The 23,342-nt window shown below is 64.3% G+C and carries 22 protein-coding genes; 10 read left to right on the plus strand and 12 right to left on the minus strand.

What is annotated here, in order from left to right; translation table 11 throughout:
- Positions 1-51: 51 nt before the first annotated feature.
- From CH273_RS16345 to CH273_RS16370, 6 genes are read right to left on the minus strand one after another with little or no spacing between them, the layout of a single operon-like run.
- Positions 52-798, minus strand: a complete 747-nt coding sequence (locus CH273_RS16345) for an ESX secretion-associated protein EspG (RefSeq protein ID WP_032396934.1) — start codon at positions 796-798, stop codon at positions 52-54.
- A 2-nt stretch (positions 799-800) separates the two neighbouring features.
- Positions 801-2,183: a PPE domain-containing protein gene (locus CH273_RS16350; RefSeq protein ID WP_052049947.1), complete on the minus strand. Its 1,383-nt coding sequence runs from the start codon at positions 2,181-2,183 to the stop codon at positions 801-803.
- Positions 2,184-2,223: 40 nt separating this feature from the next.
- Complete coding sequence (locus CH273_RS16355; protein WP_032396933.1) at positions 2,224-3,027, minus strand: HAD family hydrolase; 804 nt, start codon at positions 3,025-3,027, stop codon at positions 2,224-2,226.
- On the minus strand, positions 3,024-5,357 hold the full coding sequence (locus CH273_RS16360) for a phosphoribosyltransferase (protein ID WP_082322594.1): 2,334 nt from the start codon (positions 5,355-5,357) through the stop codon (positions 3,024-3,026). The genes CH273_RS16355 and CH273_RS16360 overlap by 4 nt, the downstream gene beginning before the upstream one ends.
- On the minus strand, positions 5,354-6,502 hold the full coding sequence (locus CH273_RS16365; RefSeq protein WP_032397329.1) for an HpcH/HpaI aldolase/citrate lyase family protein: 1,149 nt from the start codon (positions 6,500-6,502) through the stop codon (positions 5,354-5,356). The genes CH273_RS16360 and CH273_RS16365 overlap by 4 nt, the downstream gene beginning before the upstream one ends.
- A 23-nt stretch (positions 6,503-6,525) precedes the next feature.
- A complete protein-coding gene (locus CH273_RS16370; protein ID WP_032397328.1) occupies positions 6,526-7,611 on the minus strand; it encodes a hypothetical protein in 1,086 nt (361 codons plus the stop codon).
- Positions 7,612-7,831: 220 nt separating this feature from the next.
- Between CH273_RS16370 and CH273_RS16375 the strand changes: the two genes are divergently transcribed.
- Together CH273_RS16375 and CH273_RS16380 are read left to right on the plus strand one after the other, a co-directional pair.
- The gene (locus CH273_RS16375; RefSeq protein WP_032396932.1) at positions 7,832-8,407 is read left to right on the plus strand and encodes a TerD family protein; all 576 of its coding nucleotides are present in this window, start codon (positions 7,832-7,834) and stop codon (positions 8,405-8,407) included.
- A gap of 91 nt (positions 8,408-8,498) precedes the next feature.
- Positions 8,499-9,596: a DUF475 domain-containing protein gene (locus CH273_RS16380; protein ID WP_032396931.1), complete on the plus strand. Its 1,098-nt coding sequence runs from the start codon at positions 8,499-8,501 to the stop codon at positions 9,594-9,596.
- A 23-nt stretch (positions 9,597-9,619) separates the two neighbouring features.
- On the opposite strand, the gene CH273_RS16385 is transcribed toward CH273_RS16380, so the two are convergent.
- The 4 genes from CH273_RS16385 to CH273_RS16400 all read right to left on the minus strand — a co-directional run bounded on the left by CH273_RS16385 (position 9,620) and on the right by CH273_RS16400 (position 12,630).
- Positions 9,620-9,985: a helix-turn-helix transcriptional regulator gene (locus CH273_RS16385; RefSeq protein ID WP_032396930.1), complete on the minus strand. Its 366-nt coding sequence runs from the start codon at positions 9,983-9,985 to the stop codon at positions 9,620-9,622.
- A 127-nt stretch (positions 9,986-10,112) separates the two neighbouring features.
- A complete protein-coding gene (locus CH273_RS27750; RefSeq protein ID WP_155290814.1) occupies positions 10,113-10,283 on the minus strand; it encodes a hypothetical protein in 171 nt (56 codons plus the stop codon).
- Between the two features lie 223 nt (positions 10,284-10,506).
- Positions 10,507-11,205, minus strand: coding sequence for a response regulator transcription factor (locus CH273_RS16395; RefSeq protein WP_032396928.1), 699 nt, complete (start codon positions 11,203-11,205; stop codon positions 10,507-10,509).
- Between the two features lie 21 nt (positions 11,206-11,226).
- A complete protein-coding gene (locus CH273_RS16400; RefSeq protein WP_032396927.1) occupies positions 11,227-12,630 on the minus strand; it encodes a glycosyltransferase family 87 protein in 1,404 nt (467 codons plus the stop codon).
- A 161-nt stretch (positions 12,631-12,791) separates the two neighbouring features.
- Here CH273_RS16400 and rpsF point away from each other — a divergent pair, with 161 nt between their 5' ends.
- The 7 genes from rpsF (at position 12,792) to CH273_RS16435 (ending at position 19,208) form a co-directional block, all read left to right on the plus strand.
- Entirely contained in the window at positions 12,792-13,079 is a 288-nt protein-coding gene (gene rpsF, locus CH273_RS16405; protein WP_008711385.1) for a 30S ribosomal protein S6, read from the plus strand.
- Between the two features lie 57 nt (positions 13,080-13,136).
- Positions 13,137-13,688 (plus strand): single-stranded DNA-binding protein, encoded by a 552-nt coding sequence (locus CH273_RS16410; RefSeq protein WP_032378699.1) that lies wholly within the window; start codon positions 13,137-13,139, stop codon positions 13,686-13,688.
- 42 nt (positions 13,689-13,730) lie between these two features.
- Entirely contained in the window at positions 13,731-13,973 is a 243-nt protein-coding gene (gene rpsR / locus CH273_RS16415) for a 30S ribosomal protein S18 (protein ID WP_032396926.1), read from the plus strand.
- Between the two features lie 15 nt (positions 13,974-13,988).
- Positions 13,989-14,444 (plus strand): 50S ribosomal protein L9, encoded by a 456-nt coding sequence (gene rplI, locus CH273_RS16420; protein ID WP_032396925.1) that lies wholly within the window; start codon positions 13,989-13,991, stop codon positions 14,442-14,444.
- A 233-nt stretch (positions 14,445-14,677) separates the two neighbouring features.
- Complete coding sequence (locus CH273_RS16425; protein ID WP_032396924.1) at positions 14,678-16,957, plus strand: SulP family inorganic anion transporter; 2,280 nt, start codon at positions 14,678-14,680, stop codon at positions 16,955-16,957.
- Between the two features lie 522 nt (positions 16,958-17,479).
- Complete coding sequence (gene dnaB / locus CH273_RS16430; protein WP_032396923.1) at positions 17,480-18,874, plus strand: replicative DNA helicase; 1,395 nt, start codon at positions 17,480-17,482, stop codon at positions 18,872-18,874.
- A gap of 76 nt (positions 18,875-18,950) precedes the next feature.
- Positions 18,951-19,208 (plus strand): DUF3297 family protein, encoded by a 258-nt coding sequence (locus CH273_RS16435; protein WP_032396922.1) that lies wholly within the window; start codon positions 18,951-18,953, stop codon positions 19,206-19,208.
- A gap of 89 nt (positions 19,209-19,297) precedes the next feature.
- Here CH273_RS16435 and CH273_RS16440 read toward each other — a convergent pair whose 3' ends face one another.
- A complete protein-coding gene (locus tag CH273_RS16440) occupies positions 19,298-19,861 on the minus strand; it encodes a TetR family transcriptional regulator (protein ID WP_032396921.1) in 564 nt (187 codons plus the stop codon).
- Between the two features lie 40 nt (positions 19,862-19,901).
- Here CH273_RS16440 and CH273_RS16445 point away from each other — a divergent pair, with 40 nt between their 5' ends.
- Positions 19,902-21,146: a KasA/KasB family beta-ketoacyl-ACP synthase gene (locus CH273_RS16445; protein ID WP_052050048.1), complete on the plus strand. Its 1,245-nt coding sequence runs from the start codon at positions 19,902-19,904 to the stop codon at positions 21,144-21,146.
- Here CH273_RS16445 and CH273_RS16450 read toward each other — a convergent pair whose 3' ends face one another.
- Positions 21,147-23,327 carry a heavy metal translocating P-type ATPase gene (locus CH273_RS16450; RefSeq protein WP_052049944.1) on the minus strand — a complete coding sequence of 727 codons (2,181 nt, stop codon included), beginning with the start codon at positions 23,325-23,327 and terminating at the stop codon, positions 21,147-21,149.
- Between the last annotated feature and the right edge of the window lie 15 nt (positions 23,328-23,342).

Below are 23,342 nucleotides of genomic sequence, written 5' to 3' on the forward strand. Positions count from 1 at the left end.
AACGAATATCGATAACCTATCGAAAATCGATACGGTGTCAAGGGCGCGCAGTCATTGCCTCAGCGCGACCGCCACATGCCCTTCGATCTCCGACGCCAAGCCGGCGGTATCGACAGGCGCTATCTCGATCGACTCTCCGGAGTGCACGATGTACCGGCCGTCCCGATCGAAGTCCATCCAGAAGAACGAGACGGCGTCGGTGTCGCGGCGGTTGTCGTAGGTCTTGCCGCGCGCGACGATGATCTCGCCGACTGCCGACCGTGGGCGGTCGAAGAACGACCGGAACTGCTCGTCCGCCGTCGCGCCTCGCGTTGCGGTGGACAGATGCGTGCCACCCGATGTCGCTGCGGCAGTGGCACGTTCGAGTCGCTCGGCCGGTCGGTGGCCGGCCGTGATACTCGGCACGGGCCCGAGAACCAGGGCGGGGGCACGGGCCGGGCCGGTCAGTTCGATGGTGACGGCACCACCGCAGGAGGCGTCGGGCCCCGGTTGCTGAGTCAGCACCGCGGCCGTGTCGTGGCGAATCGCTGCGTGGCTGCGCACGATTGCGTTGGGGGAATCGGTTGTCTCGCAGCGACATTCGATACGAACCATCGGGTCGACGACGCTCCGAACAGCTGCGCCGAGCTCCTCGTCCATAATCGCGTCGATCCTTGCCGACGCCTCGAGCCGCAGTTGTCGCAGTTCGTCCACGGTATCGACGTCGATGGTGACCGCCAGGGGGTACGGCAGTCGGTCGCGTCCGAATCGACTGCACAGCATCATGAAATCGATGCCGGGCATGGTCCAGGTCGTCATCGTCAGCCGCCGAGCACCGGAGGTGCGACGAGGGGTAGATCGCCGATCAGTTCGCTGCCGTTGCTCACGTCCACCAGGTAACCGGGAGTCGCGTGTTCGCCGTCGTTGTCGCCCGCTCCCCGTGTGCCCGGTGCGCCCACGGCACCCATTCCCGGCATACCGTGCGCTCCCGCGCGGCCGGCCGCTGCTGCGCTGCCGAGTCCGCCGCCCGCCCCATTGCTGCCTGCCCCGCCGCCGCCCGTCCCGCCGCCGATCGGAGGGCCGAGAACCGAGCTGCCATAACCTGATCCGGCACCGGAACCGCCTGCGCCTGCATATCCGGCGCTGCCGCCGTAGCCCGATCCAGTGGATCCTGCGAAGCCGCCACTGCCCGGTCCTGTTCCGCCGTAGCCGCCGCCGGGACCTGCGCCCAGCCCGGAACCCGCACCACCGGAAGTGCCGGGCCCGGTCGCCGATGCGGCCCGAGTGTCACCGGAGTTGTCGGCAGGAGGCAAGGAACCCGAACCGCCGGCCCCCGCCTGCTCCGACGGCGTACCGGTCCGACCCGTATCGGCACCTTCGGTGCCGCCGGGTGGTGCCTGTCCTGCAGCCGTCGGGGCCGCCGAATCTGTTCCGTTCGCGCTCCGGTTTCCGGAACTCGAACCGAGGCTGCCGTCCCCCGCGGAGTTCCCGAGTCCCCAGCCTCCGTTGGAGGGGGCACTGTCTGCGACCGGGTTGTGCGCTGCCGGTAGCACCGGCACCTCGGAATCGGACTGCAACACCCCTGGTACGTAGACCGAGCGCATGATTCGACGAGCTTCTTCCTGCTGCTCCTCGCGGGCGGACGCTGCGTCCTTCGCGGCGAAGGGAATGGGCAGAAGGGAATCGATCATGCTGCTCACGGGCGCCGCAACCACCGGCGGCATCCTCGATTGCGTCTGCGTGAATCCGGAGTGCGCCTCGAGTAATTTGTTGCTGATCAGGCTCATCGAGGTGGACAGCGCGGTCGCAGACGACACGTAGTCGGCCACGCCGCCACGGACGGCGTCGGCTGTCGGTCCCGACCAGCCCGACGTCATGGCCGCCTCGATGCCGGACCGGAAGGCGTCGGATCCGGTGGTAGCGGCAGCGGACAAGTCGTTCCAGTTCTTGGACGAGTTCCCGATGGTGTCGGTTCCCAGCGATCCGACCATGGCCACGATCTCCTCGTGCGGCATCACCTCGAACGCCTCGGTGATGACCACCTCGGTCGGCTCGAACTCGCCGCGGTAGTCGAGGGCCACGTTCGCCTTCTCGAATGCCGCTTGCAGAACGGAGCCGAGAAATTCGGGGCCGACCGGCGTCACGAACGCACTGGTGACGATGTTGTCGATCGTCGCTGCGAGTTCCTCGTACGGATCCGTCATGCCCACCCCTTGCCCCACTGCCTGTCTCCCCGACGAACAGTTAGACGCGGCGCACGGCACTTCGGTTCCGCAGCCACTCGAGAATTTCCTCGCTGGCCCGGACGCCGGAGGAGTCGGTGACGGTCAAGCCCGGCCGGGTGAATCCGAGCAGCTCGAGTTCGCCGTGCCGTGGTCGAACGGCCGAGTCGGCGGCCATGAGCATCTCCGCATCGAGTGCGCCGTCACCGGCGGCGAACAGTCGAGCGTCGGCCTCCAGCGTGCCGTCCTGGATCAGCCGAGACCGTACTTCGGCCACCGCAGAGCTCTTGCACACCGCGTTGGGCATCGTGTAGATCTTTCGACCCTGCTGCGAGACGTTCCAGTCCCGAGCGGCGCACCACTGCGACCACTGCGCGACGAAGCCCTCGGGCACGGCGGACGTGTTCACCACCAGGTAGCAGAACAGCCCGTCCGCCTCGCGGTACTTGAGGACCCAGTCCTCGGAGACCCGTGATCTCAACTCTGCGCCGATGCCCACCAGATCCAGCTCGAACCTGCTGCGCCACTGCACATCCGGCACACCGTCGACGAGGATGTTGCCCCCGTTGCTGGTGATGGCATATCGCCACGGTGCCCCGGGCAACGCGATCCGCCGAAACTGCTCGATGGTTCGCGTGGTGGTCGGCACCACGACCGTGGTCTCGCTCAACTCCCGAAGCAACGACACCGCGCGAGAGCTCATGTAGGACAGTGGTTTTCCCTCGTACATCTCGACGCACTCGAACGAATCGTCCAGGGGAACCCCGAGTGCTCCCTCGGAGAAGATCATCGTACGGTCGAGATCCACCGCGACGACAGCGCTCACGACGGGTCCCCGTTCGAGACGTTCTTGATCAGCCCCATGCACGAATAGGCGAGGTCGGGTATCACGTCCACCGGCACGCCCCTGGCTGCGGCGAGCATCCGAATGTGTTCGTGCTCGGGCGCATCGGCGTCCCGCACCAGTACCCGCCACGGGACACGACGCAGCAACACCCGGGTGGTCTCGCCGACGCCCGGTTTGACGAAGTTGACGTGCGAGATTCCGTATTCTTCACGCACCTTCTCCACCGATGCCCATCCGGTCCAGGTGGGGGTTCGGTCGGAGCCCAACACCGCAGCCACCGAGGCATCGACCTCACCGCGGACATCGTCGAACCGCGCAGCGACGGTGTCGAGCAGGTGACGCGAGACGTCGTCGGGGGCGAGATCGGCGTAGTACTTCGCGCCGTGGAAGTCCCCGGGACGAATCAGGCTGTCGTTGAGCACGGTTCGTGAAACCAGGCCCGAGACCGTCGAATTGAGACAGGCGGACGCGATGAGGAAGTCGTCGCGGGTGCCGTACGTGCGCGCGCAGTTGCCAGGATCGGCGAGCACGGCGAGGTCGTCGTCGAACTCGGCACCGGGAAAGTCGCGGAGGGCGGCGGTGAGTTCGCGGGCGATCGCACCCTTGCCGGTCCAGCCGTCGACGAACACCACCGAGCGTGAGTCGTGGTGTTCGGCGAGGTAGCGCAGTGCCACGGCGTCGATGCCTCGATCACGCACGATCGAGACGGCGTAGTGGGGAAGCTCGATGCCGTGGGCCGCGAATGCCCAGCGGCGCATCAGAATTCCGACGGGTGTACCCGCCCGAGCCAATGACGCGAGTGCGATGTCGTGTCCGCGCTCGGCCAGCACGACCTCGGTGACGGTTCCGACCGCGACCGCCAGCCGTGACGCGCTTTCCTGTAGCACTTTCTCGAACAGTTCGCGGTAGGCCAGATCCGGCTGGTACTCGACCGGAAGCGATTCGGCGTAATGGGCCTCGCCGGCTTGAATGCGCTGCTCCCGCTCCTCGATTCCTGCTTCGAGGGAGACCGACGAGAGGTCTTTGAGCAGCCACGTGACTTCGTCCGCCGCGTAGGAGCCGAATTCGGGTCCGCGGAGCGGGCGTGCGCGCCGGGAAACCTCGAGCGCCACCGGGTCGGCTCCCGTCACGACCACCAGGAGTACGTCGGTGCCCGAGGCTGCCAGTGTCTCCGCCGCGGCGGCAAGGGCGTCGGTGTCGGCGGGGGCGTCGGCCACGAGCACCAGTGTGGTCTCGTGCGGGGCGGACGCGTTGTAGAGGTAGCGCAGTCCCGATTCGTCCTCGGGTGCAGCGAATTCGAAGCCACGGCGCAGGGGGTAGTCGGGCACGTCCAGCACGTACGCCGGTGACCGGGTCGTGGTCTGGAACAGCGCACGGTGCCCCAGTTTCTGCAGGGCCGCCGCGAGCCGGAGGGGCAGATACATGAGCTCCTCGTGGCCGATGACGACCACCGGTGTCGATTCGGAGAGCGACGCATCCACGGTGGCTGCGAGGGCGTCGATCGCGGAGTCGAAACCTGCCGAATCGGATCGGAGGAATCCGTGGCGTCCGCCGTCGGGCAGGGTGGCCGGCCAGTGGGCGTCGACTCGATGAACCGAACCAGGCTGTGCAGCAGTGGGATTGAATACCGGATCCGGCAGGTCCAGCACTGTCTGCGTCAGTCCCGGCTCCAGCTCGACGGATCCCTGTGCCAGGCTCACGTTGTCGATCCGAACGCCGAGTTCTGTTGCCACCGCGGCAGCTGCAGCGAGATGCTCGGCGGTGCGCATGTCCACCAGGGATGCGATGACGTAGTGCGCGCGCCCGGCCGTGGAGTGAATCTGTCGCAACGCATCCAATGCGGTGGCTCCGGTCGAGATCTCGTCGTCGACGAGTATCAACGGCAGGTCGCCGGCGAGAAGGTCGGCCGAAGTGGGCATCAGCAGGTGGTCGGTGGCGTGCGAGTGACCCTCCTCGAACTCGCCGTGCACCGTCATGCCGGGAACACCGCGGCGCGTCGAGTGCAGGTAGCAGTGCGCGCCCAGAGCCGTTGCGACAGTGTGGCCCAATCCCGTTGCGGTCTCGGCGAATCCGAGAACGTCGACATCGGAACCGTCCACCGCGGTGTGCACCAGGGCGGCCAGTTCGGTGCCTGCGGCGATCACGACGTCCGGATCCACAGGGATGTGTTTGCCGAGCACGGTCGAGACCAACAGATGGGCGCGGCGGGGATTGCGACGCAGACCTGGCCGCACCAACTGCGTGGCCGACCAGGACGACGACGAACCGGTGTCGGTGAGCGCGATTCCGTCGGCCGGGTTCGTGTTCATCGCTGTGCCAGTGCGGTCAGTAGATCCACGAACGTGATTCCCTCGTTGGTGACGCCGAACGCCCTGGCCCGCACCACCGTCTGCTTCGCCCAGTTGCGGTGCGGGCCGAGTTCGTTCATCTTGTTGCGGTAGCCGGACGCCTGGACGCCGCCCTGGTCGGAGGAGAGAATGTCGAGTGCATCGTGGTATTCCTCGTGCGTCACCGCGGACAGTGCGTGCACGGCAGGTACGTGCGAGGGGTGGATGACGGTCTTGCCCTGAATGCCGTTCGCGCGGTCGAGTGCCACCTCGCGCAGCAGGGCGTCGAGGTCGCTGCTGACCAGTTGCTGGCGGAAGCGTACGGCCTGTTGATCGACGAACGGCGTCTGACGCAGCAGGGGACGGAACATGCGTTCGTGGTCTGCGAAGTACTCCCACACCGGTCCGGTGATGACGAATCCCGAACCGTCGTAGCGGCCCAGGTGATTGACGATCGCGCTGATGACGTCGGCGACGACGCGGACGTCGTAGATCGTCAGATCCCGGTCGCGGCGGATGCCGAACGTGCCGCACATGTCGGTGGCACCGATTCGCACCGCCAATACGACGTCGCGGTACTCACCGAGCAGTTCGCGAATGGCAACCAGTTCCGCGTCGCGGGTCTCCCGGTGCACCACCTCCGGTGATTCGAGGACCGGCATGGCGAACAGACGGGTGCCGTGTGTCTTCGACGCAGCGACGATCTCGTCGAGGAACTCGGCTCCGCGTGCTGCTGTGAACTTCGGTACGACGAATCCGGCCAGCCCTGCGGCACCGTGGTCGAGGCCGTCGCAGATGCTGCGGATGTGGGCGGCGGTACGAGCCCGAACGAACACCAGCGATCCCGAACCCGAGAGTTCGTTCAGAGTTCGCACGGTGTTGGCCAACGCTTCTTCCAGATCATGATCTGCGACAGCGTCTTCGAGATCGATGACGATGGACCGCACACCCTCGTCGGTGCGTTTGTTCACCGTTGCCGTCAGGTCCGGACGCGTCGCCGGGATGTACAGCGTTGCGCCGAGAGCCGTTGCCACGAGGTCGTTTCCGTCGCTCGTCTCGATGTCTTCCGGTTGCATGAAGAACACTCGTCGGCGAGTGTCTGCGTCGAGATGGCGAAAGTGTTGCACCACTGTCCTTCGTGTGAATGTAGTCAGTGCGAGGTTCGCATGCGGTCGATCACGCCTGCGATGAAGTCCGAAATGGTATCCAGATCCTGCAGATATGACCAGTAGTCCGGGTGGGTACCCGTCAGCGCTGTGCTCGCCCTGTCGATCCGGGCGAGCTGAGCATCCAACACCGAGCCCCATTCGGCAACCAGGCCACGATTGATCGCGAGTTGTTGAGCGTCACGAAGTTTGAACCGCACCTTGTTCTCGGTCTCTTTCGGATCGGCCCTGACCGCGCGCAGCAGTCGAACTCGGTCGGTGACCGCGTCGACCAGTTGTTCGGCATCGCTCAGGTGTTGGCGCGCCTGGGTGACCAGATCCAGTGACTGCTCGGGATTGCCCGAATCGAGCGCCGAACGCGCCGCGCGCAGGTCCTCGTCGGCCTGCTCGATGTGGCGCGCACTGGATCGTTCGTTTCGGGACAGATCTGCCGAGCTCTTGGCGTTGAATTCACGAAGCAAGCTCGAGAAGGCAGGCGCAATACCCTCGGATCTGGTTCGCACCGCCTCGATTCGGGTGCGCACGGAGGCCAGCGCGGTTCGGGCCTCCTGAAGGCGTCCCGGGGCCGAGTCCACGGCAGCACGTAGCGCGGCCGCACGGTCGCGGACTTGGGCGGCGTGCTCTCGGGCACGCAGAGGGTCGCGCTGATCGGCCTGCAATTGTGTTGTCGCAGAATCGAGTTCGCGCCACGCCTGGCGAAGTGAGGGGTAGGCGGCGAACTGCTCGTCGACGGTGGAGCGGGCTGCGTCTGCCTCGGCCAACGCGTCCTGGACCAGGCGCGGGGTCGCGGCGAACTGAGCAGATGCCTGCTCGAGCGTGCCTCGATGGGCGTCGTAGAACCGATCGACGGCAGTGCTGGCATCGTGCAGAAGCGCGGTCGCTCGGTCGAACGCCGATCTGGCGGCAGGGGTGGTGATTCCGTCGAACTGCTCGACGGCGGCGAGGTAGGCGGCTCCGGCGTCGAAACATTGCTTCTCGGTGTCGGACCATCGGCCTGCGAGTCGATCCTGAGGGCGCAGTGCGGTGGAGGCCTCGACGCCGGCCGACGCGATGGACTGACGCTTGTCCATGTCGAGGAACGCGGCGACAGCGTTGTCCTGGGATCGACGCGCGGCGGCGTCCGATTCGGCACCCCGGCGGAACACCCCAGGCCAGCGACTTGTCACCTGCTCGATAGTACTGACGGGAACCCTGGCGATGTCGCAGTCGTTGGCTGAGTACGTCCAAGAACCGGACATTCCCACTACGGTTGACCCCGTAACGGGAAACCAATTGCGAAAGGACCTCTCAATGGGCGTCAGCCTCAGCAAGGGTGGCAATGTCTCGCTCACCAAGGCAGCTCCGAACCTGACCGCGGTCGTGGTCGGTCTCGGATGGGACATCCGCACGACGACCGGCACCGACTTCGATCTCGACGCCAGCGCCATCGCTCTGAACTCGACGAAGAAGGCCTTGAGCGACGGGCACTTCGTGTTCTTCAACAACCTGAAGTCTCCCGACGGCTCCATCGAGCACACCGGGGACAACACCACGGGTGAGGGCGACGGAGACGACGAGCAGATCAAGGTCGATCTCGCCGCAGTACCGCCGGAGATCGAGACCATCGTCTTCCCCGTGTCCATCTACGATGCGGACGCACGCTCGCAGTCGTTCGGTCAGGTGCGCAACGCGTTCATCCGCGTCATCAACCAGGCCGACAACTCCGAGCTCGCACGCTACGACCTCAGCGAGGACGCCTCCACCGAGACCGCCATGGTCTTCGGTGAGCTGTACCGCAACGGCGCGGAGTGGAAGTTCCGCGCGGTCGGTCAGGGCTACGCCTCGGGACTCGCAGGAATCGCTCGCGATTTCGGAGTAAACGTGTAGTAAAGGCCTCCTCAAGATTGGGAGTACCCCCGCCTCGTCATCCATGATGGGCGGGGGTTTTTCCGTCTTTGTCTCGAGAAGGGCCACGACTGTGGTTGTCAAGATCTTCGGATGGTCGATCGCGGTCACCATCGTGTCCGTCATCGTGGCTTTTCTGTACGGCGGGATCGAGGCGATGATCCTCGTCCTCATCCTCGGTGTACTCGAGGTGTCGCTGTCCTTCGACAATGCCGTCATCAACGCCACCGTGTTGCGACGCATGAGCGAGTTCTGGCAGAAGATCTTCCTCACCATCGGCATCATCATCGCCGTGTTCGGCATGCGGCTGCTGTTCCCGCTGGTCATCGTCTGGGCTGCGTCGGGCCTCGGTCCGGTCGCCGCGATCGACCTGGCCCTCAACCCGCCCGCCGACGGTGCCGCAACTTTCCCGGACGGTTCACCCAGCTACGAGACGCTCCTCACCGACGCGCATCCGCAGATCGCTGCATTCGGTGGCATGTTCCTGCTGATGCTCTTCCTCGGATTCATCTTCGAGGATCGCGAGATCACCTGGTTGAGCTGGCTCGAAAAGCCGCTCGCCCGCATCGGTCGCCTCGATCAGCTCTCCGTGGTCGTCGCAGGCCTGCTGCTGGTCCTGAGCGCCGAATTCCTCGCCGAGGACGACAAGATCTCCACCGTCATGGTCTCCGGCGTGCTGGGCATGATCACCTACATCGCAGTGAACGGACTCGGTGAACTCTTCCACGTCGAAGAAGAGGGCGAAGAGTCCTCGGGCGGGCCGAGCGAACTGGCGAAGGCGACGGGTAAGGCCGGGTTCTTCCTGTTCCTGTACCTCGAGGTGCTCGACGCATCGTTCTCGTTCGACGGTGTCATCGGTGCGTTTGCCATCACCGCAGACCCGATCATCATCGCGCTCGGCCTGGGCTTCATCGGTGCGATGTTCGTCCGCTCGATCACGGTGTTCCTGGTTCGCAAGGGAACGTTGTCCGATTACGTGTACCTCGAGCACGGTGCGCACTGGGCGATCGGTGCGTTGTCCATCATCCTGCTGGTCTCGATCGGTGTACACATCAACGAGCTGATCACCGGCTTCGTGGGAATCCTGTTCATCGGGGCCGCCCTGCTGAGCAGTATTCGACGCAACAAACGCCTCGAGAACGAGGGCGTGGAGACTGCCGTCAGCGTCTGACCGACGGCATCACCGACCCTGGTTCACAGCTCCGAGATATCGACGAGCCCGTCCTGCAGGGCGCGCGCGACGAGGGCCGCCTTGGTCGGTGCCGGTCGCCCGACGGAGGTGTACTTGGCCCGAATCCGGGTGAGGTGGGTGTTGACGGTGCCGAGCGAGAGAAACAGTGCCTTCGCCACTTCGGTCTTCGAGTCGTGTCGAATCCAGCAGAGCAGCACCTCGATCTCGCGGCCGGTCAGATCCGGTCGCGGCGGGAAGGGGCTCGTGGCGGCGGGAACGGGATGTATCTGCATCGGGGGTGGAACGAGGCTGATCGGACCGCGTGAACGGCGCGTCGTCGGGACTCCGGAGTCGTTCGCGGAGGGCAAGGGTTCGAGCAGTGCAGACATGTAATCTCCCGGACGCCGAAGTGAGTTGAGACCGACTAAACCAATGCGGTCGATTCTCACAGGTAATTCGCAGGTTTTCTGCCCTTATTATTTGGGGCATTGAACCGTCAACCGTCATGTCAGAGTGTCACGGGGCTACGACAGACTTCTCTCCGACTGCATCGAGTTCGATCCGCACATCGGCGCTCGAGTCGCTGACCAGGATGGATACGACCTTCGCGCGTCCAGGCGGCAGTATCCGAGCGGTCACCACCCCGCCTGTCGCACCGCTGAGCGCGTCGAAAACCGCGGTGCTCACTCGGTCCGAAATTGTGGGATGAGCCATAGTGAGCCCGCCGTCGTCGAGCGGAATCACCTGCACACTCCGTGCCCTGGCAGCCCGCGCTTGCGCGGCGACCTCGTCCGTCGTCAGTCCCGGTGCCCGCAGTCGATCCCGCGAGTTGCCGCGAGAAGTTCGCAGGCCTGCCGCTCGGCGGTATCGAGACCGGACCCGCTCGCGATCTTCTCGAGTGGGGCCTGCATCAATCCTGTGGAGGTAGCTCGGGCATGGGGAGCCAGCCGTCCTCGACCGCACGCTTGTACAGATCGGTCTTCGTCGGTGCCGGACGCCCCGCCTCGGCGTATTTGTTACGGATCCGCACCAGGTAGTCGTTGACGGTCTGCTCGGACAGTCCGGCCAGGCGGGCGACGCGTCCGGCCTTCTCGCCCGACGCGTAGAGGGCGAGTACTTCGCGTTGGCGTGGACTGAGTCCCACGTCGGGAAGCTGCGGATCACCGTCGATTGCGGCAGCCCAGTCCGTCGTGACGACCTGTCCCCCGCTCGCGGCGCGCCGGATCGCGGAGACGATCGCTGCGGCCGGTGCCGACTTGCGAACTACGCCCAGTACGCCCGCACGAGCTGCCGAGCGAACCAGAAAGGTGTTCTCGGCGCCGGTGTAGACGAGGACGCGCGCACCGGCGGCGTGCAGTTGCTCCACGTTGGAGCGGGGTGAGGACCCGTCACCGAGCCGAAGATCGAGTACCACCAGATCGAGTGTCGGCTGCTGGGCGAGCAACTCTGCGACGGTGGCGGCGGTGGATACCAGTTCCAGGTCGGGTTCGTCGGCGAGCATGGCCTTGAGTCCGAGCGCTACCGATTCGTGGTCCTCGACGAGGCCGACGCGTCGTACTTCGGTAGTCCGATTTTCGGTGCTCTCCTGTGATCGCGACACCTGTGTCATGTCCCCGCCCCGCTCTGCGCCCTACTGCCCCGGTGATCCCGTCAGCGATGTCGCTGCTGGTCGGCGCGATGATACCGACTCCTGGTCTGTTTCGCCGCGCACTGGAATCCGCATGCGCGTACGGATGAACAGCACGAACAGCACCACCAGCAGCAGCGCCCGTCCCCATACCCCCACCAGAACGAAGAACTCCTCGTCCTCGGCGTCCACCCCGGAGGCCAGCGCGGCGAAGTACTTGAACACGCCGATTCCCATCGACAGGTCCACGACCAGATACGCGGCGACGAGCGCCCACGGGACCCGAAGCAACACCAGGAACGGCAGCAGCCACAGCGTGTACTGCGGCGAGTGCACCTTGTGCAGCAGCATGAATCCGCACAGCATCGACCCGCTCACCGCGACCCACGGGTACGTCCCGACAATCTTTGCCCGACGCCAGCCGAGCCACAGCGCAAGTGCGAACGCGGCGAACACCAGCAGCGGCGACGCGACATCGACCACATCCTGGAAGGACGCGTCGGCCTCCGCGTAGGCATCGGGAGTCATCTGGTCGCTGATGTAGAAGTGGCGCAGTCCCCAGTACCAGATGGAGTTGGTCGTCAGGTCTGCCTGCCGCAGCGACTGGAAGGTGAAGGATGCACGCCACCCCTCGTAACCGAGCACTGCGAACGGCAGGTTGATTGCGACGACCGTGCCGATCGCGGCACCGGCGACCATCAGACCGCCACGGACGTCCCAGCGACCCCGGATGGTGTCGGCGGACTCGCGCCCGTCGATGCCGCCGGTGACCACATACGCGATCAGGGGCAATACGAAAGCTCCCGGGTAGAGCTTGAGGCAGAAGCCGACGGCCAACAGCACCGACGCGAGAATCGCTCTGCGCCGCAGCGGCATCGGCAGGGTCATGACGAAGATCGCGCCGACGGCAGCGGCCACGACCGGAAGTTCCCAGTTGTGGAAGGCGTACATCACCACAGGTGGGCCGATCGAACACAGCAACGCGGACCAGCCGGCCATCCGCCCGAGCATCCAGGCGGTGAGCAGACCGAACGGTGCCAGAATCAACGCCGAGGTCAGCAGGAACTGTGCATCGGTGTGGGCCGGGATTGCTCCGAGCCACATCAGCAACCCACTGAGGACGGGATACTCCACCGTCCCGCCGGTGAGGATCCCGTCGCTGGTGATGGCTCCGTGAATGTAGGGAAAGATGTGATTGTCGATGTCTCGGCCGAGCCACAGGAATTGGATGTCGGAGTAGCAGACCGAGGAATCCTTGATGGCGTCGAACACCGTGCTGCGTCCGGAGGCGTCGAACGGCGCGACCGCGCATCGGGCCTTGTTCAGATATCCCAGAATCAATCCCAGCGCAGCCATCGCGACGACCACGACGACCGTCATCGGATTGGCGCGGACCCCGGATCGCATGGTGCAAGAGTATGACGCGTGAGGGCCGGACCGTGCGCCCGACGCGAATTAGCAGGTCAGGGCCCTGTCGTGTATCTTCGAGGGGTTGCTGACGCAACGACCCTCCTGCCACGGACAGTCCGTGGCCGTTTTCACTAGTCCACAGGAGGTGATGAGGTCTTATGCGTCATTACGAATTGATGGTCATTCTCGACCCCAATCTGGACGAGCGCACTGTCGCTCCGTCGCTCGACACGTTCCTCAACGTCGTTCGCAAGGATGGCGGCACCGTCGACAAGGTCGATGTGTGGGGCAAGCGTCGTCTGGCCTACGAAATCCTCAAGCATGCCGAGGGCATCTACGCCGTTGTGAACCTCAACGCCGAGCCTGCCACCGTCAGCGAGCTCGATCGTCAGCTCGGACTCAACGAGTCCGTTCTGCGCACGAAGGTCCTGCGACAGGGCAAGTAATTGTCGTTGCCCGCCTCTAGGCTGGCATCTACAACGCTTACTACTGAAAGAGGAACCATGGCAGGCGAGACCGTCATCACCGTCATCGGAAACTTGACGGCTGATCCAGAACTTCGATTCACCCCCGCCGGCGCGGCGGTTGCCAACTTCACGGTTGCATCCACCCCGCGCACATTCGATCGTCAGACGAACGAGTGGAAAGACGGCGACGCGCTCTTCATGCGCTGCAACATCTGGCGCGAGGCAGCGGAGAACGTTGCCGAGAGCTTGACCCGAGGCTCACGAGTGATCGTGAGCGGACGGCTGCGGCAGCGCTCGTACGAGACGCGTGAGGGTGAGAAGCGGACAGTCGTCGAGCTAGAGGTAGACGAGATCGGACCTTCACTCCGCTACGCCACCGCAAAGGTCAACAAGGCCAACCGCGGTGGAGGTGGCGGCGGAGGCGGCTTCAACTCCGGCTCCGGCTCCGGTTCCTCCGGCGGATCGAGCGGCGGCCGCTCGAACTCCTCGTCCAACTCCGGTTCCGGCGGAGACGATCCCTGGGGCAGTGCCCCGGCGGCGTCGGGCTCCTTCGGCGGACGTGGCGGAGACGAAGAGCCACCGTTCTAGATCCTTCGATCGAGAACAACCAGATGTAACGGAGAAAGACCCATGCCCAAACCGCCATTGCGCGACAAGGTGCTCAAGAAGAAAGCGTGTTCCTTCTGCAAGGAAAAGAACACGTCGATCGATTACAAGGACACGACGTTGCTGCGTAAGTACGTCAGCGATCGCGGAAAGATCCGTGCTCGCCGTGTCACCGGCAACTGCGTCCAGCATCAGCGTGACGTGGCCGTTGCCGTGAAGAACTCGCGTGAGGTAGCACTGCTGCCTTACGCCGCGACGGCTCGATAGAAAGGGGCGATTGGTATGAAACTGATCCTCACCGCTGATGTGGACAACCTCGGTGCGCCTGGCGACACCGTAGAGGTCAAGGACGGCTACGGCCGTAACTTCCTGCTGCCCCGCGGATTGGCCATCCAGGCCACCCGTGGAGCTCAGAAGCAGGTCGACGGCATCCGCCGCGCTCAGGAAGCTCGTGCCGTCCGCGGCCTCGAGCACGCCAACGAGCTCAAGCAGGCCATCGAAGGCCTCGAGGCCGTCACGCTCTCCGTGAAGACCGCGGGCGACTCGGGCAAGCTGTTCGGTTCGGTCACCGCGTCGGACGTCGCTTCTGCTCTGAAGGCTGCCGGTGGCCCGGTTGTCGACAAGCGCAGCATCGATCTGCCGAAGGCTCACGTCAAGAGCACGGGCAAGCACGACATCGTCGTGAACCTGCACCCCGACGTGACCGCCAAGTTCAAGCTGGATGTCGTCGGAAGCTGATTTCAGCTTTCGGCCCGTTTCGGTCGAACAAAGCCCCACGAACCTCGGTTCGTGGGGCTTTTTCGTGTCTTCTCACAAAGATCAACTGTCGCAATGGGTTCCGATTTGTGAAGCATCTCTCTTCGGACGTTCGTGAGCAAAGCTTTGCGTACTCTTTAGGCGGGGCGACATCGAACATCATCACCAACTGGATTCACCCGACCTGACGCCTAGACGCCCGGAGGAACGCTGCCGTGACCACGACCGTGGAACCCGATTCCGACCCCAGTCCCGAGACCCGACTCGAGCCGCAGTCTCGCGTCGGGTCGATCCTGAAATACGACGTACCGGCCTCGTTGGTCGTTTTCCTTGTTGCAGTGCCACTTTCGATCGGTATCGCCGTCGCATCGGGCGCGCCGATCATGGCCGGTCTCATTGCCGCTGTGGTCGGCGGCATTCTTGCCGGCATACTCGGCGGATCACCGCTGCAGGTCAGTGGCCCCGCGGCAGGCCTGACCGTCGTGGTTGCCGAGTTGGTCAACCAATTCGGGTGGGGCGTAACGTGCGCCATCACCGTCCTGGCCGGTGCTGTGCAGATCCTGCTGGGAATGAGCCGGATTGCGCGCAGTGCGTTGGCCATCTCGCCCGTCGTGGTGCATGCGATGCTCGCCGGAATCGGTATAACCATTGCGCTGCAACAGATTCACGTGCTTCTCGGCGGGGAATCCGAAAGTTCTGCGGTCCAGAACGTCCTCGCCATCCCTACATCCGTCGCGAACGGCCAGTGGCCGTCGATCGTCGTCGGCGGAATTGTGGTCGTGCTGATGTTCGCCTGGCCACGGTTGAGCGAGTTGTCCGGCGTGCTGGCCAAGGTCACCAAGGTGCCGGCCGCCCTGGTCGCAGTGGTCACCGCCACCGCGGTCTCGATCTTCTTCTCACTCGATGTCGAACGAATCGAATTGCCCGGCAACCTGATCGAGTCCTTGAGCCTGCCGGTCATGCCCGACGGGCAGTGGAGTGCGTTCGTCACCGGCGTCATCACCATCGCGTTGATCGCCAGTGTCGAGAGTCTGCTCTCCGCGGTGGCCGTCGACAAGATGCACAGCGGTGAGCGCACCAACTTCGACCGTGAATTGATGGCTCAGGGTGCCGGCAACATGGCCTCAGGCGCCATCGGCGGTCTGCCGATCACCGGGGTGATCGTGCGCAGTGCCACCAACGTCAAGGTCGGTGCCAAGTCTCGGGCATCGGCGATTCTGCACGGCGTGTGGATTCTGATCTTCTCCGTACTGTTCATCTCGATCGTCGAACTGGTTCCCTTCGCAGCTCTGGCCGGGTTGCTGGTGATGATCGGTGTGCAGCTGATCAAGCTGGCGGACATCAAGATTGCGAACAAGACCGGAGACATCGCGGTCTATGCGGTCACTGTCGTCGGAGTGGTGGCGCTCAACCTGCTCGAGGGTGTGTTGATCGGTTTGGCACTGTCGATCATCCTCGTGCTGCGTCGGGTGGTGTGGGCGAAGGTCAGGGCCGAGGAAACCGTCGACGGCACCTGGCGTGTCACCACCGAGGGGTCGTTGAGCTTCCTCGCGCTCCCCCGGTTGACGCATGTGCTGTCCACTGTCCCGGCAGGCACGGCCGTCACGGTCCACCTCGGCGTCGACTTCCTCGACCATGCCGTGCACGACGCCTTGAACGAGTGGATGCGTCAGCACGAACTCGGCGGCGGCACAGTGAAAGTCGAGGAAGTGGGTACGGCGTCCATGGCGGCGGCTGCCGAAGGGCCACCCAAGCGTGGATCGGCGACGGTACGCAGTTCGTTGGCACCGTGGCGTGCCTGGCAGCTCAAGAGCGATGTCGCGCAGGAGGACTCGCCCGCGGCGCTGCGGCCGGTGTTGAGCGGCGTTGCGGAGTACCACCGCACGCATGCTCCCAACATCCGTCCGCACCTCGAGGGACTGACCGACAGCCAGGATCCGGACACACTGTTTCTGTGCTGTGTGGATTCGCGAGTCATGCCGAACACGATCACCAGCAGCGGCCCGGGTGACCTGTTCACCGTCCGCAACATGGGCAACCTCGTTCCCGCTCAGGGGCAGGACTGCTCGGTGGAGGCGGCGCTGGCGTTCGGTGTCGATCAACTCGGGACCTCGTCGGTCGTGGTCTGTGGGCACTCGGGCTGCGGTGCCATGAAAGCGGTACTCAGCGGCCCTGAGAACGCCGCGGACGCCTCCGTCGCCGAGTGGTTGGGTTACGGGATGGCAAGCCTCGACGCGTATCGCAGCGGGCACGTGGTCGGTCGTCAGGCGGCGGAGCTCGGTTTCGGAGAGGCGGACCAACTGGCGATGGTGAACGTCGCAGTGCAGCTGCAGACGCTCACGCGGCATCGAGTCGTCGGTCGTGCCAACGCCGAGGGGCGCCTACGAATCACCGGCCTCTTCTTCGACATTCCGTCGGCACGAGTTCTGCAGATAGGTACCCAGGAGATCACGGTCCTCGACCCGGCGGACTGCCCGCAGAAGAGTGACTCCTGACGTCTCGGCGTGAGTGTCGAGGGGCCCGATTCCAAGAATGGGATCGGGCCTCTCGCGTCTAAACGGGAGAGTGGTCTGTTTCTGTGAGTGATCCCAGTCGGTGTGAGCCAATTCACCCCTGGGTTCACCCGGTATTTACTCAACACGCCCGAGTTGTCAATTCGGCCGACACGCCGCTCCCGAATCGATGCACAGGAAGAAAACTTTATGTACACCCCTTGACCTGGCGAAGAACCTGAAAACCGGAAAGTTATACCCAGGTTGTCCACAGATGGTCAACACCGTTGTTCAACACCATCCACATTTCATCCACAGTTCCATCCACAGGCCATGTTGTGACTCCTGCCGATAGCGCTTAACGTCCGTGCAGCGTCTCTCTCGATGCCGTGCAGCGGCCTCCGGAGAGTGCGTATCCGGTGCCGAGCAGGACCTGTCGGTGCCCGGGGGTAGAACTTGCTACACAGCACCGCCGGGTGATACTCGACGGTGCCGACGACAATGGGGAGAGGACGGCCGGTTCGCGTGGCAGTTGTGGACGATCGAGGACAGTCCGACTACTCCGGCCCCTCCTCCAGCGAGGGACCCGGCGAAGATTTCGGTCGCCAGCCCCCACAGGACATGGCGGCCGAACAGTCCGTACTCGGCGGCATGCTGCTGAGCAAGGACGCCATTGCCGACGTGCTCGAAGTGCTTCGTCCCGGCGACTTCTATCGCCCGGCCCACCAGAACGTGTACGACGCGATCCTCGACCTCTACAGCCGCGGTGAGCCTGCCGACCCGGTCACCGTATCGGCCGAGCTGGACCGTCGCGGTGAGCTCAAACGCATCGGCGGCCCCCCGTACCTGATCACCCTGACGCAGACGACGCCGACGGCAGCCAATGCCGGGTACTACGCCGAGATCGTCGCGGAGAAGTCGATTCTGCGCCGGCTCGTGCAGGCCGGTACCCGCATCGTGCAGTTCGGCTACGCCGGAGCCGACGGCCAGGACGTGGCCGAGGTGGTCGACCGCGCGCAGGCCGAGGTGTACGAGGTCACCGAACGCCGCACCTCCGAGGACTTCCTCCCCCTCGAGGAGCTGCTGCAGCCCACGATGGACGAAATCGACTCCATCGCCAGCCGCGGCGGCATATCCCTCGGTGTACCAACAGGATTCGCCGAACTCGACGAAATCACCAACGGCCTGCACCCGGGTCAGATGATCATCGTGGCGGCGAGGCCCGGCGTGGGTAAGTCGACCCTAAGTATGGATTTCATGCGTTCGTGCTCGATCAAGCACGGCATGCCCAGTGTCATTTTCTCCCTGGAAATGAGTCGTACCGAGATCGTCATGCGACTGTTGTCCGCCGAGGCGAAGATCAAGCTCGGCGACATGCGTTCGGGAAAGATGACCGACGACGACTGGACCAAGCTGGCCCGGCGCATGAGCGAGATCAGCGAAGCACCGCTCTTCGTCGACGACTCCCCGAACCTGACGATGATGGAGATCCGTGCCAAGGCACGTCGCCTCAAGCAGCGCAACGGACTGAAACTCATTGTGGTGGACTACCTTCAGCTGATGTCGTCCGGCAAGAAGGTCGAATCCCGTCAGCAGGAGGTCTCGGACTTCTCCCGTCAGCTCAAGCTGTTGGCCAAGGAACTCGAATGCCCGGTGGTCGCGGTCTGCCAGCTCAACCGTGGCCCGGAGCAGCGAACCGACAAGAAGCCGATGGTCTCGGACCTCCGTGAGTCCGGCTCACTGGAGCAGGACGCCGACATGGTGATTCTGCTGCACCGCCCCGACGCAATCGAGCGCGACGACCCTCGTGGCGGTGAGGCCGACCTGATTCTCGGTAAGCACCGTAACGGCCCGACCGCGACAATCACTGTGGCACACCAACTTCACTTGTCCAGATTCGTGGACATGGCGCGGGGCTAGGGCCGACAGCGCTGGGTCGCGTATTCTCTTCAGGAATCAACCAAGCCCTTATCTCAGCATTCGACGAAAGTAATTCATGTCAGAGGACCAGCACACAGACGTTCCACCGAATCACCTTGCGATCGATCCGCGGAGCCCCTTCTACAACGAAGAGGTTCTTCGCCGGGACGTCGGTATTCGCTTCAACGGCGTCGAGAAGACCAGTGTTCGCGAATACAACGTGACCGAGGGTTGGGTGCGAGTCGAAGTCCCCACCGCGAAGGATCGCTACGGAAATCCCATGCTCGTCAAGCTCAAGGGCACGGTCGAACCGTACTTCCGCGACGCGAAATAGCGGACTTCGACGTTCAGGTCCGGGGCTGCGACCAGTCGCGGCCATACAGATCTCGTCATAGTCCGGCACCAATGTAACTAGGCGGTCCTTCAAACACGCGCTGCAGCGCGAAAGAGCATCGCGGCGGCCGCGTCGGTGCGCGCGGAATCCTCCGTGGTGAAGCGGTCGAGCAGCAGCCCTCGGAATCCGGCCCCGACGATTGTCGCCTGAACCGAGGCCGCGGTCGAGTCCATCCCGCAGCGTGCCATCGCGCTGGCCAAAGCGTCGGTCAGTGCCCGAACGCTCTCGCGTGCGAAGTCCGCGAGAACGCCGGACTTGATGGACGCAATGCCGATGACCTGCATAAGGATTCGTGAGCTGACCGCGTCGTCACCCTCGGACATCGACTTCCACAATTCGAGCAGTCGCCTCTCGAGTTGGTCGGCAGTGTCGACGTCGCCGAACATTTCCGCGAATGCCGGCCGCTGGCTGGTCAGTGCCTGCACGATCAAGTTCTCACGAGAATCGAAGTAGTAGATCAACATTCGCGAGCTGGTGCCGAGTTCGGCGGCCAGGGGGCGAAGGGTCAGATCGTCGAGACCGTGAGTGCCGATGTAGTCGACGACGCGGCCGAGCAGTTCGGCACGCTTGTCGTGATCGAGGGGACGGGCCATGAGTTGACTGTACCGGTCGCTACATGTACTGATGGTGGGTATGAGTGAACCGATCGCTACACAAACGCATCCACGCAATGCGGTCGTGACCGGGTACGTAGCCTCGACGGCACTGGCCGACGACGCCGATGAAACCTGGAAGCGTCTGCTCGACGGCCAGAGCGGCATCGGCCGCCTCGAGAACGACTTCGTGTCGGAATACGATCTGCCGGTTCGCATCGGAGGCGTTTTGCAGATGGCGCTCTCCGATCATCTGACCCGCGTGGAGCAGCGGAGACTGTCCTTCGTCGGGCAGTTGGCGGTAGTGCTCGGACGGCGTCTGTGGAGTGATTCCGGGCTCGCTGATATGGACCCGGATCGACTTGCCGTGGCAGTGGGCACCGGATTGGGCGGCGGCGACGCTCTGATCGGTGCAGTCGACGCCATGAGGGCAGGTGGCTACCGAAAGGTGTCGCCGATGTCGGTACCGATGGTGATGCCCAACGGACCTGCCGCGCACATCGGACTCGAGGTCGGCGCGCGGGCGGGGGTGTTCACTCCGGTGTCGGCATGCTCGTCGGGTTCGGAGGCGTTGGCTCACGCATGGAGACTGATCGCGACGGGTGAGGCAGACGTCGTGATCACTGGAGGCGTCGAAGGACATATCGATGCGGTGCCGATAGCCGGCTTCTCGATGATGCGCGCGATGAGCACCCGCAACGACGAGCCGACGCGCGCTTCGAGGCCTTTCGATCGTGACCGTGACGGTTTCGTGTTCGGTGAAGCCGGGGCGTTGCTGATCGTGGAGTCGGAGCGGCATGCAGTAGCTCGCGGTGCGCATATTCACGGCCGCCTTCTCGGTGCCGGCATCACCTCGGACGGGTTTCATATCGTGGCACCGGATCCGGAGGGTCGGGGAATTCGCAAGGCAATGGAAAAGGCCATCGACACAGCGGGTTTGAGTGCTCAGGACATCGGTCACGTCAATGCACATGCAACTGCGACTCCAGTAGGTGATCTGTCGGAGGCCAAGGCTATTGCCGCCACTGTGGGTCACGCGTGCGTCTACGCACCGAAGTCCGCACTCGGTCATTCCATCGGTGCTGTCGGCGCACTGGAGGCGATCCTGACAATGCTCTCGATCCGAGATTCGGTGGTGCCGCCCACTCTGAACCTCGACAATCAGGACCCTGTAATCGATCTCGATGTCGTTCGTTCGAGGCGGAGCCAGAAGATCGACTATGCATTGAGTACGTCGATCGGGTTCGGCGGACACAACGTCGCCCTCGCACTGGGGCGTTACTGATCAGATTCGGTATCGGATCAGTCGGGAGCTGTTGCCGACCACCGCGACCGAGGACGCGTTGTGCAGAATCGCGGCGAGCACCGGAGAGAGTGCTCCACCGGCGCTGACCAGGAGGCCCAGAGCGTTCACGGCGATCGACATTCCGTAGTTCTGCCGGATCACCGATACCGAGTGCCGACCGAGATCGCGAACGTCGAGCAACCGTGTCAGGTCGTCGCTGGCCAGAGCTACGTCGGCCGTTTCGACGGCAACATCGGTGCCCGCCAATCCCATTGCGATTCCGATATCCGCGACGGCGAGCGCGGGAGCGTCGTTGGTGCCGTCTCCGACCATCGCGACGACGTATCCCTCTTCTTGGAGCTTGCGGACGGCGTCGAGTTTGTCGTCGGGCATCACCTCGGCTCGCCACTCGGCGATGCCCAGTTCGGCGGCGACGGCCGCGGCGGTCTCCGGGTGATCTCCGGTGAGCATGACGATCCGTTCCACACCGTCGGCGCGGAGCGCGTTCAGTACGTCCAGAGCATTGGATCGGACCTCGTCACGCAGGCTGATCAACCCGACCAGTATGCCGTCCACCGCCAGCAGTAGCGGAGTCTCGGCCTCACGCTGCAAGCGCGAAACCCATTCGGCCGCATGGTCGGAGACGGTGACGTTCTCGCTGCGCAGCAAGGACGGGCTGCCCAGCAGCAGAGTCCGACCGTCTGCGACGGTACGCATGCCGAGGCCGACGAGTACTTCGCATTCCTCGTGCGGAGGAATCACGATATGGCGTTCCTCGGTGCTGCGAATCACAGCCTCCGCCAACGGATGCCGAGAGTGGATCTCGGAACTGGCGGCATACGCCAGCACCTGCTCCGGCTCCCAGTCGTCCTGGAATGACACGACATTGGTGACGACCGGGCGTCCGACGGTGAGGGTCCCGGTCTTGTCGAACACGAAGGCATCGACCCTGCCTGCTTGTTCCAGATGCGATCCGCCCTTGATGAGAATCCCCCGGCGAGCACCGTTTCCGATGGCGGCGCTGATGGCCGTCGGAGTCGACAGACCCACCGCACACGGGCACGCGACGAGCAGCATGGTCATCGCCCGTCGGACATCGCGGGTGACCAGGAGCGTGAGGCCCGACAGGATGAACGACGCGGGTACGAAGCGGCGTGAGAAGTTCTCTCCCACAGTCTGAATCGGGGCGCGGTCTTCCTGTGCCTCCTCGACGCGCGAGATGATGCGGCCGATCGTCGTATCGCGGCCTACCGCAGACGCGCGGACGACGATGCGGCCACGGACAACGACGGACCCGGCATGGATCCTGTCGCCTGCAGCTATCGACACCGGCAATGTCTCACCGGTGATGGCGGATTGGTCGACCACCGCGTCGCCGTCTACGACGGTCCCGTCAACGGGCACGCCGACGTGATCGTGCACGACGACTTCGTCGCCGATCTCCAGCCGGTCGACGTCGACGGAGATCTCGGAACCGTCCGGAAGGCGAATCCACGCGGTGTCCTGCGTGCCGGTCAGGAGATCGGAGATCGCGCGACGAGTGCGCTTGAGCGTCAGCTCCTGCAGATATTCACCGATGTTGAGCAGCCACAGCACGGTCAGGGCAACAACGTTCTCACGGAGCACCAGACTGGCCACGGTGGCGGCGCTGACGAGTGCGTCGGTCCCGGCGGACCGGTTTCCGGTCAGCGAGCGCAGCGCTCCCTTCAGGAATGGATAGCCGGTGAAGATGGTGGCTCCGGTCGCCACGACGCGGCTGGTGGGTCCGAGGAGGGGCGGCCGTCGGAAGGCGTAGCGACGGAAGCCGAGCAGGACCAGGGCCGCGCCGCCGATGGTCATGCGCAGGACATCACCGCTGGTGACGTCCGCAGAGCGTGGGCTTCGGACGGGCACAAGTCCCCAGTCGGTGGTGCGACCTGCGTTCACCGCATCGAACAGCTCGGCCCGGTCGATGCGCGAGCGGGAGTACCAGATGACGACCGATGCGGTGCGGGGGTACGCGTGGACAGCTCGAACGCCGCGAATCTTGTCGACGTGATCTTCGACGGCGACCGCGCGACCCGGACTCGATCGCAGCCAGTCGACGCGAAGCCGCATGCGGCCGGCGGCATCGGACAGGATCTCGATGCCATCCGCGAGGTCGGGAGCTGCATCGAGGGAATCTTCGACGAGCATCGTCATGTTCGGCCGACTGCC

Origin of the sequence: Rhodococcus sp. 05-339-2 (assembly GCF_002258965.1) — a bacterium.
Taxonomy (GTDB): Bacteria; Actinomycetota; Actinomycetes; order Mycobacteriales; family Mycobacteriaceae; genus Rhodococcoides.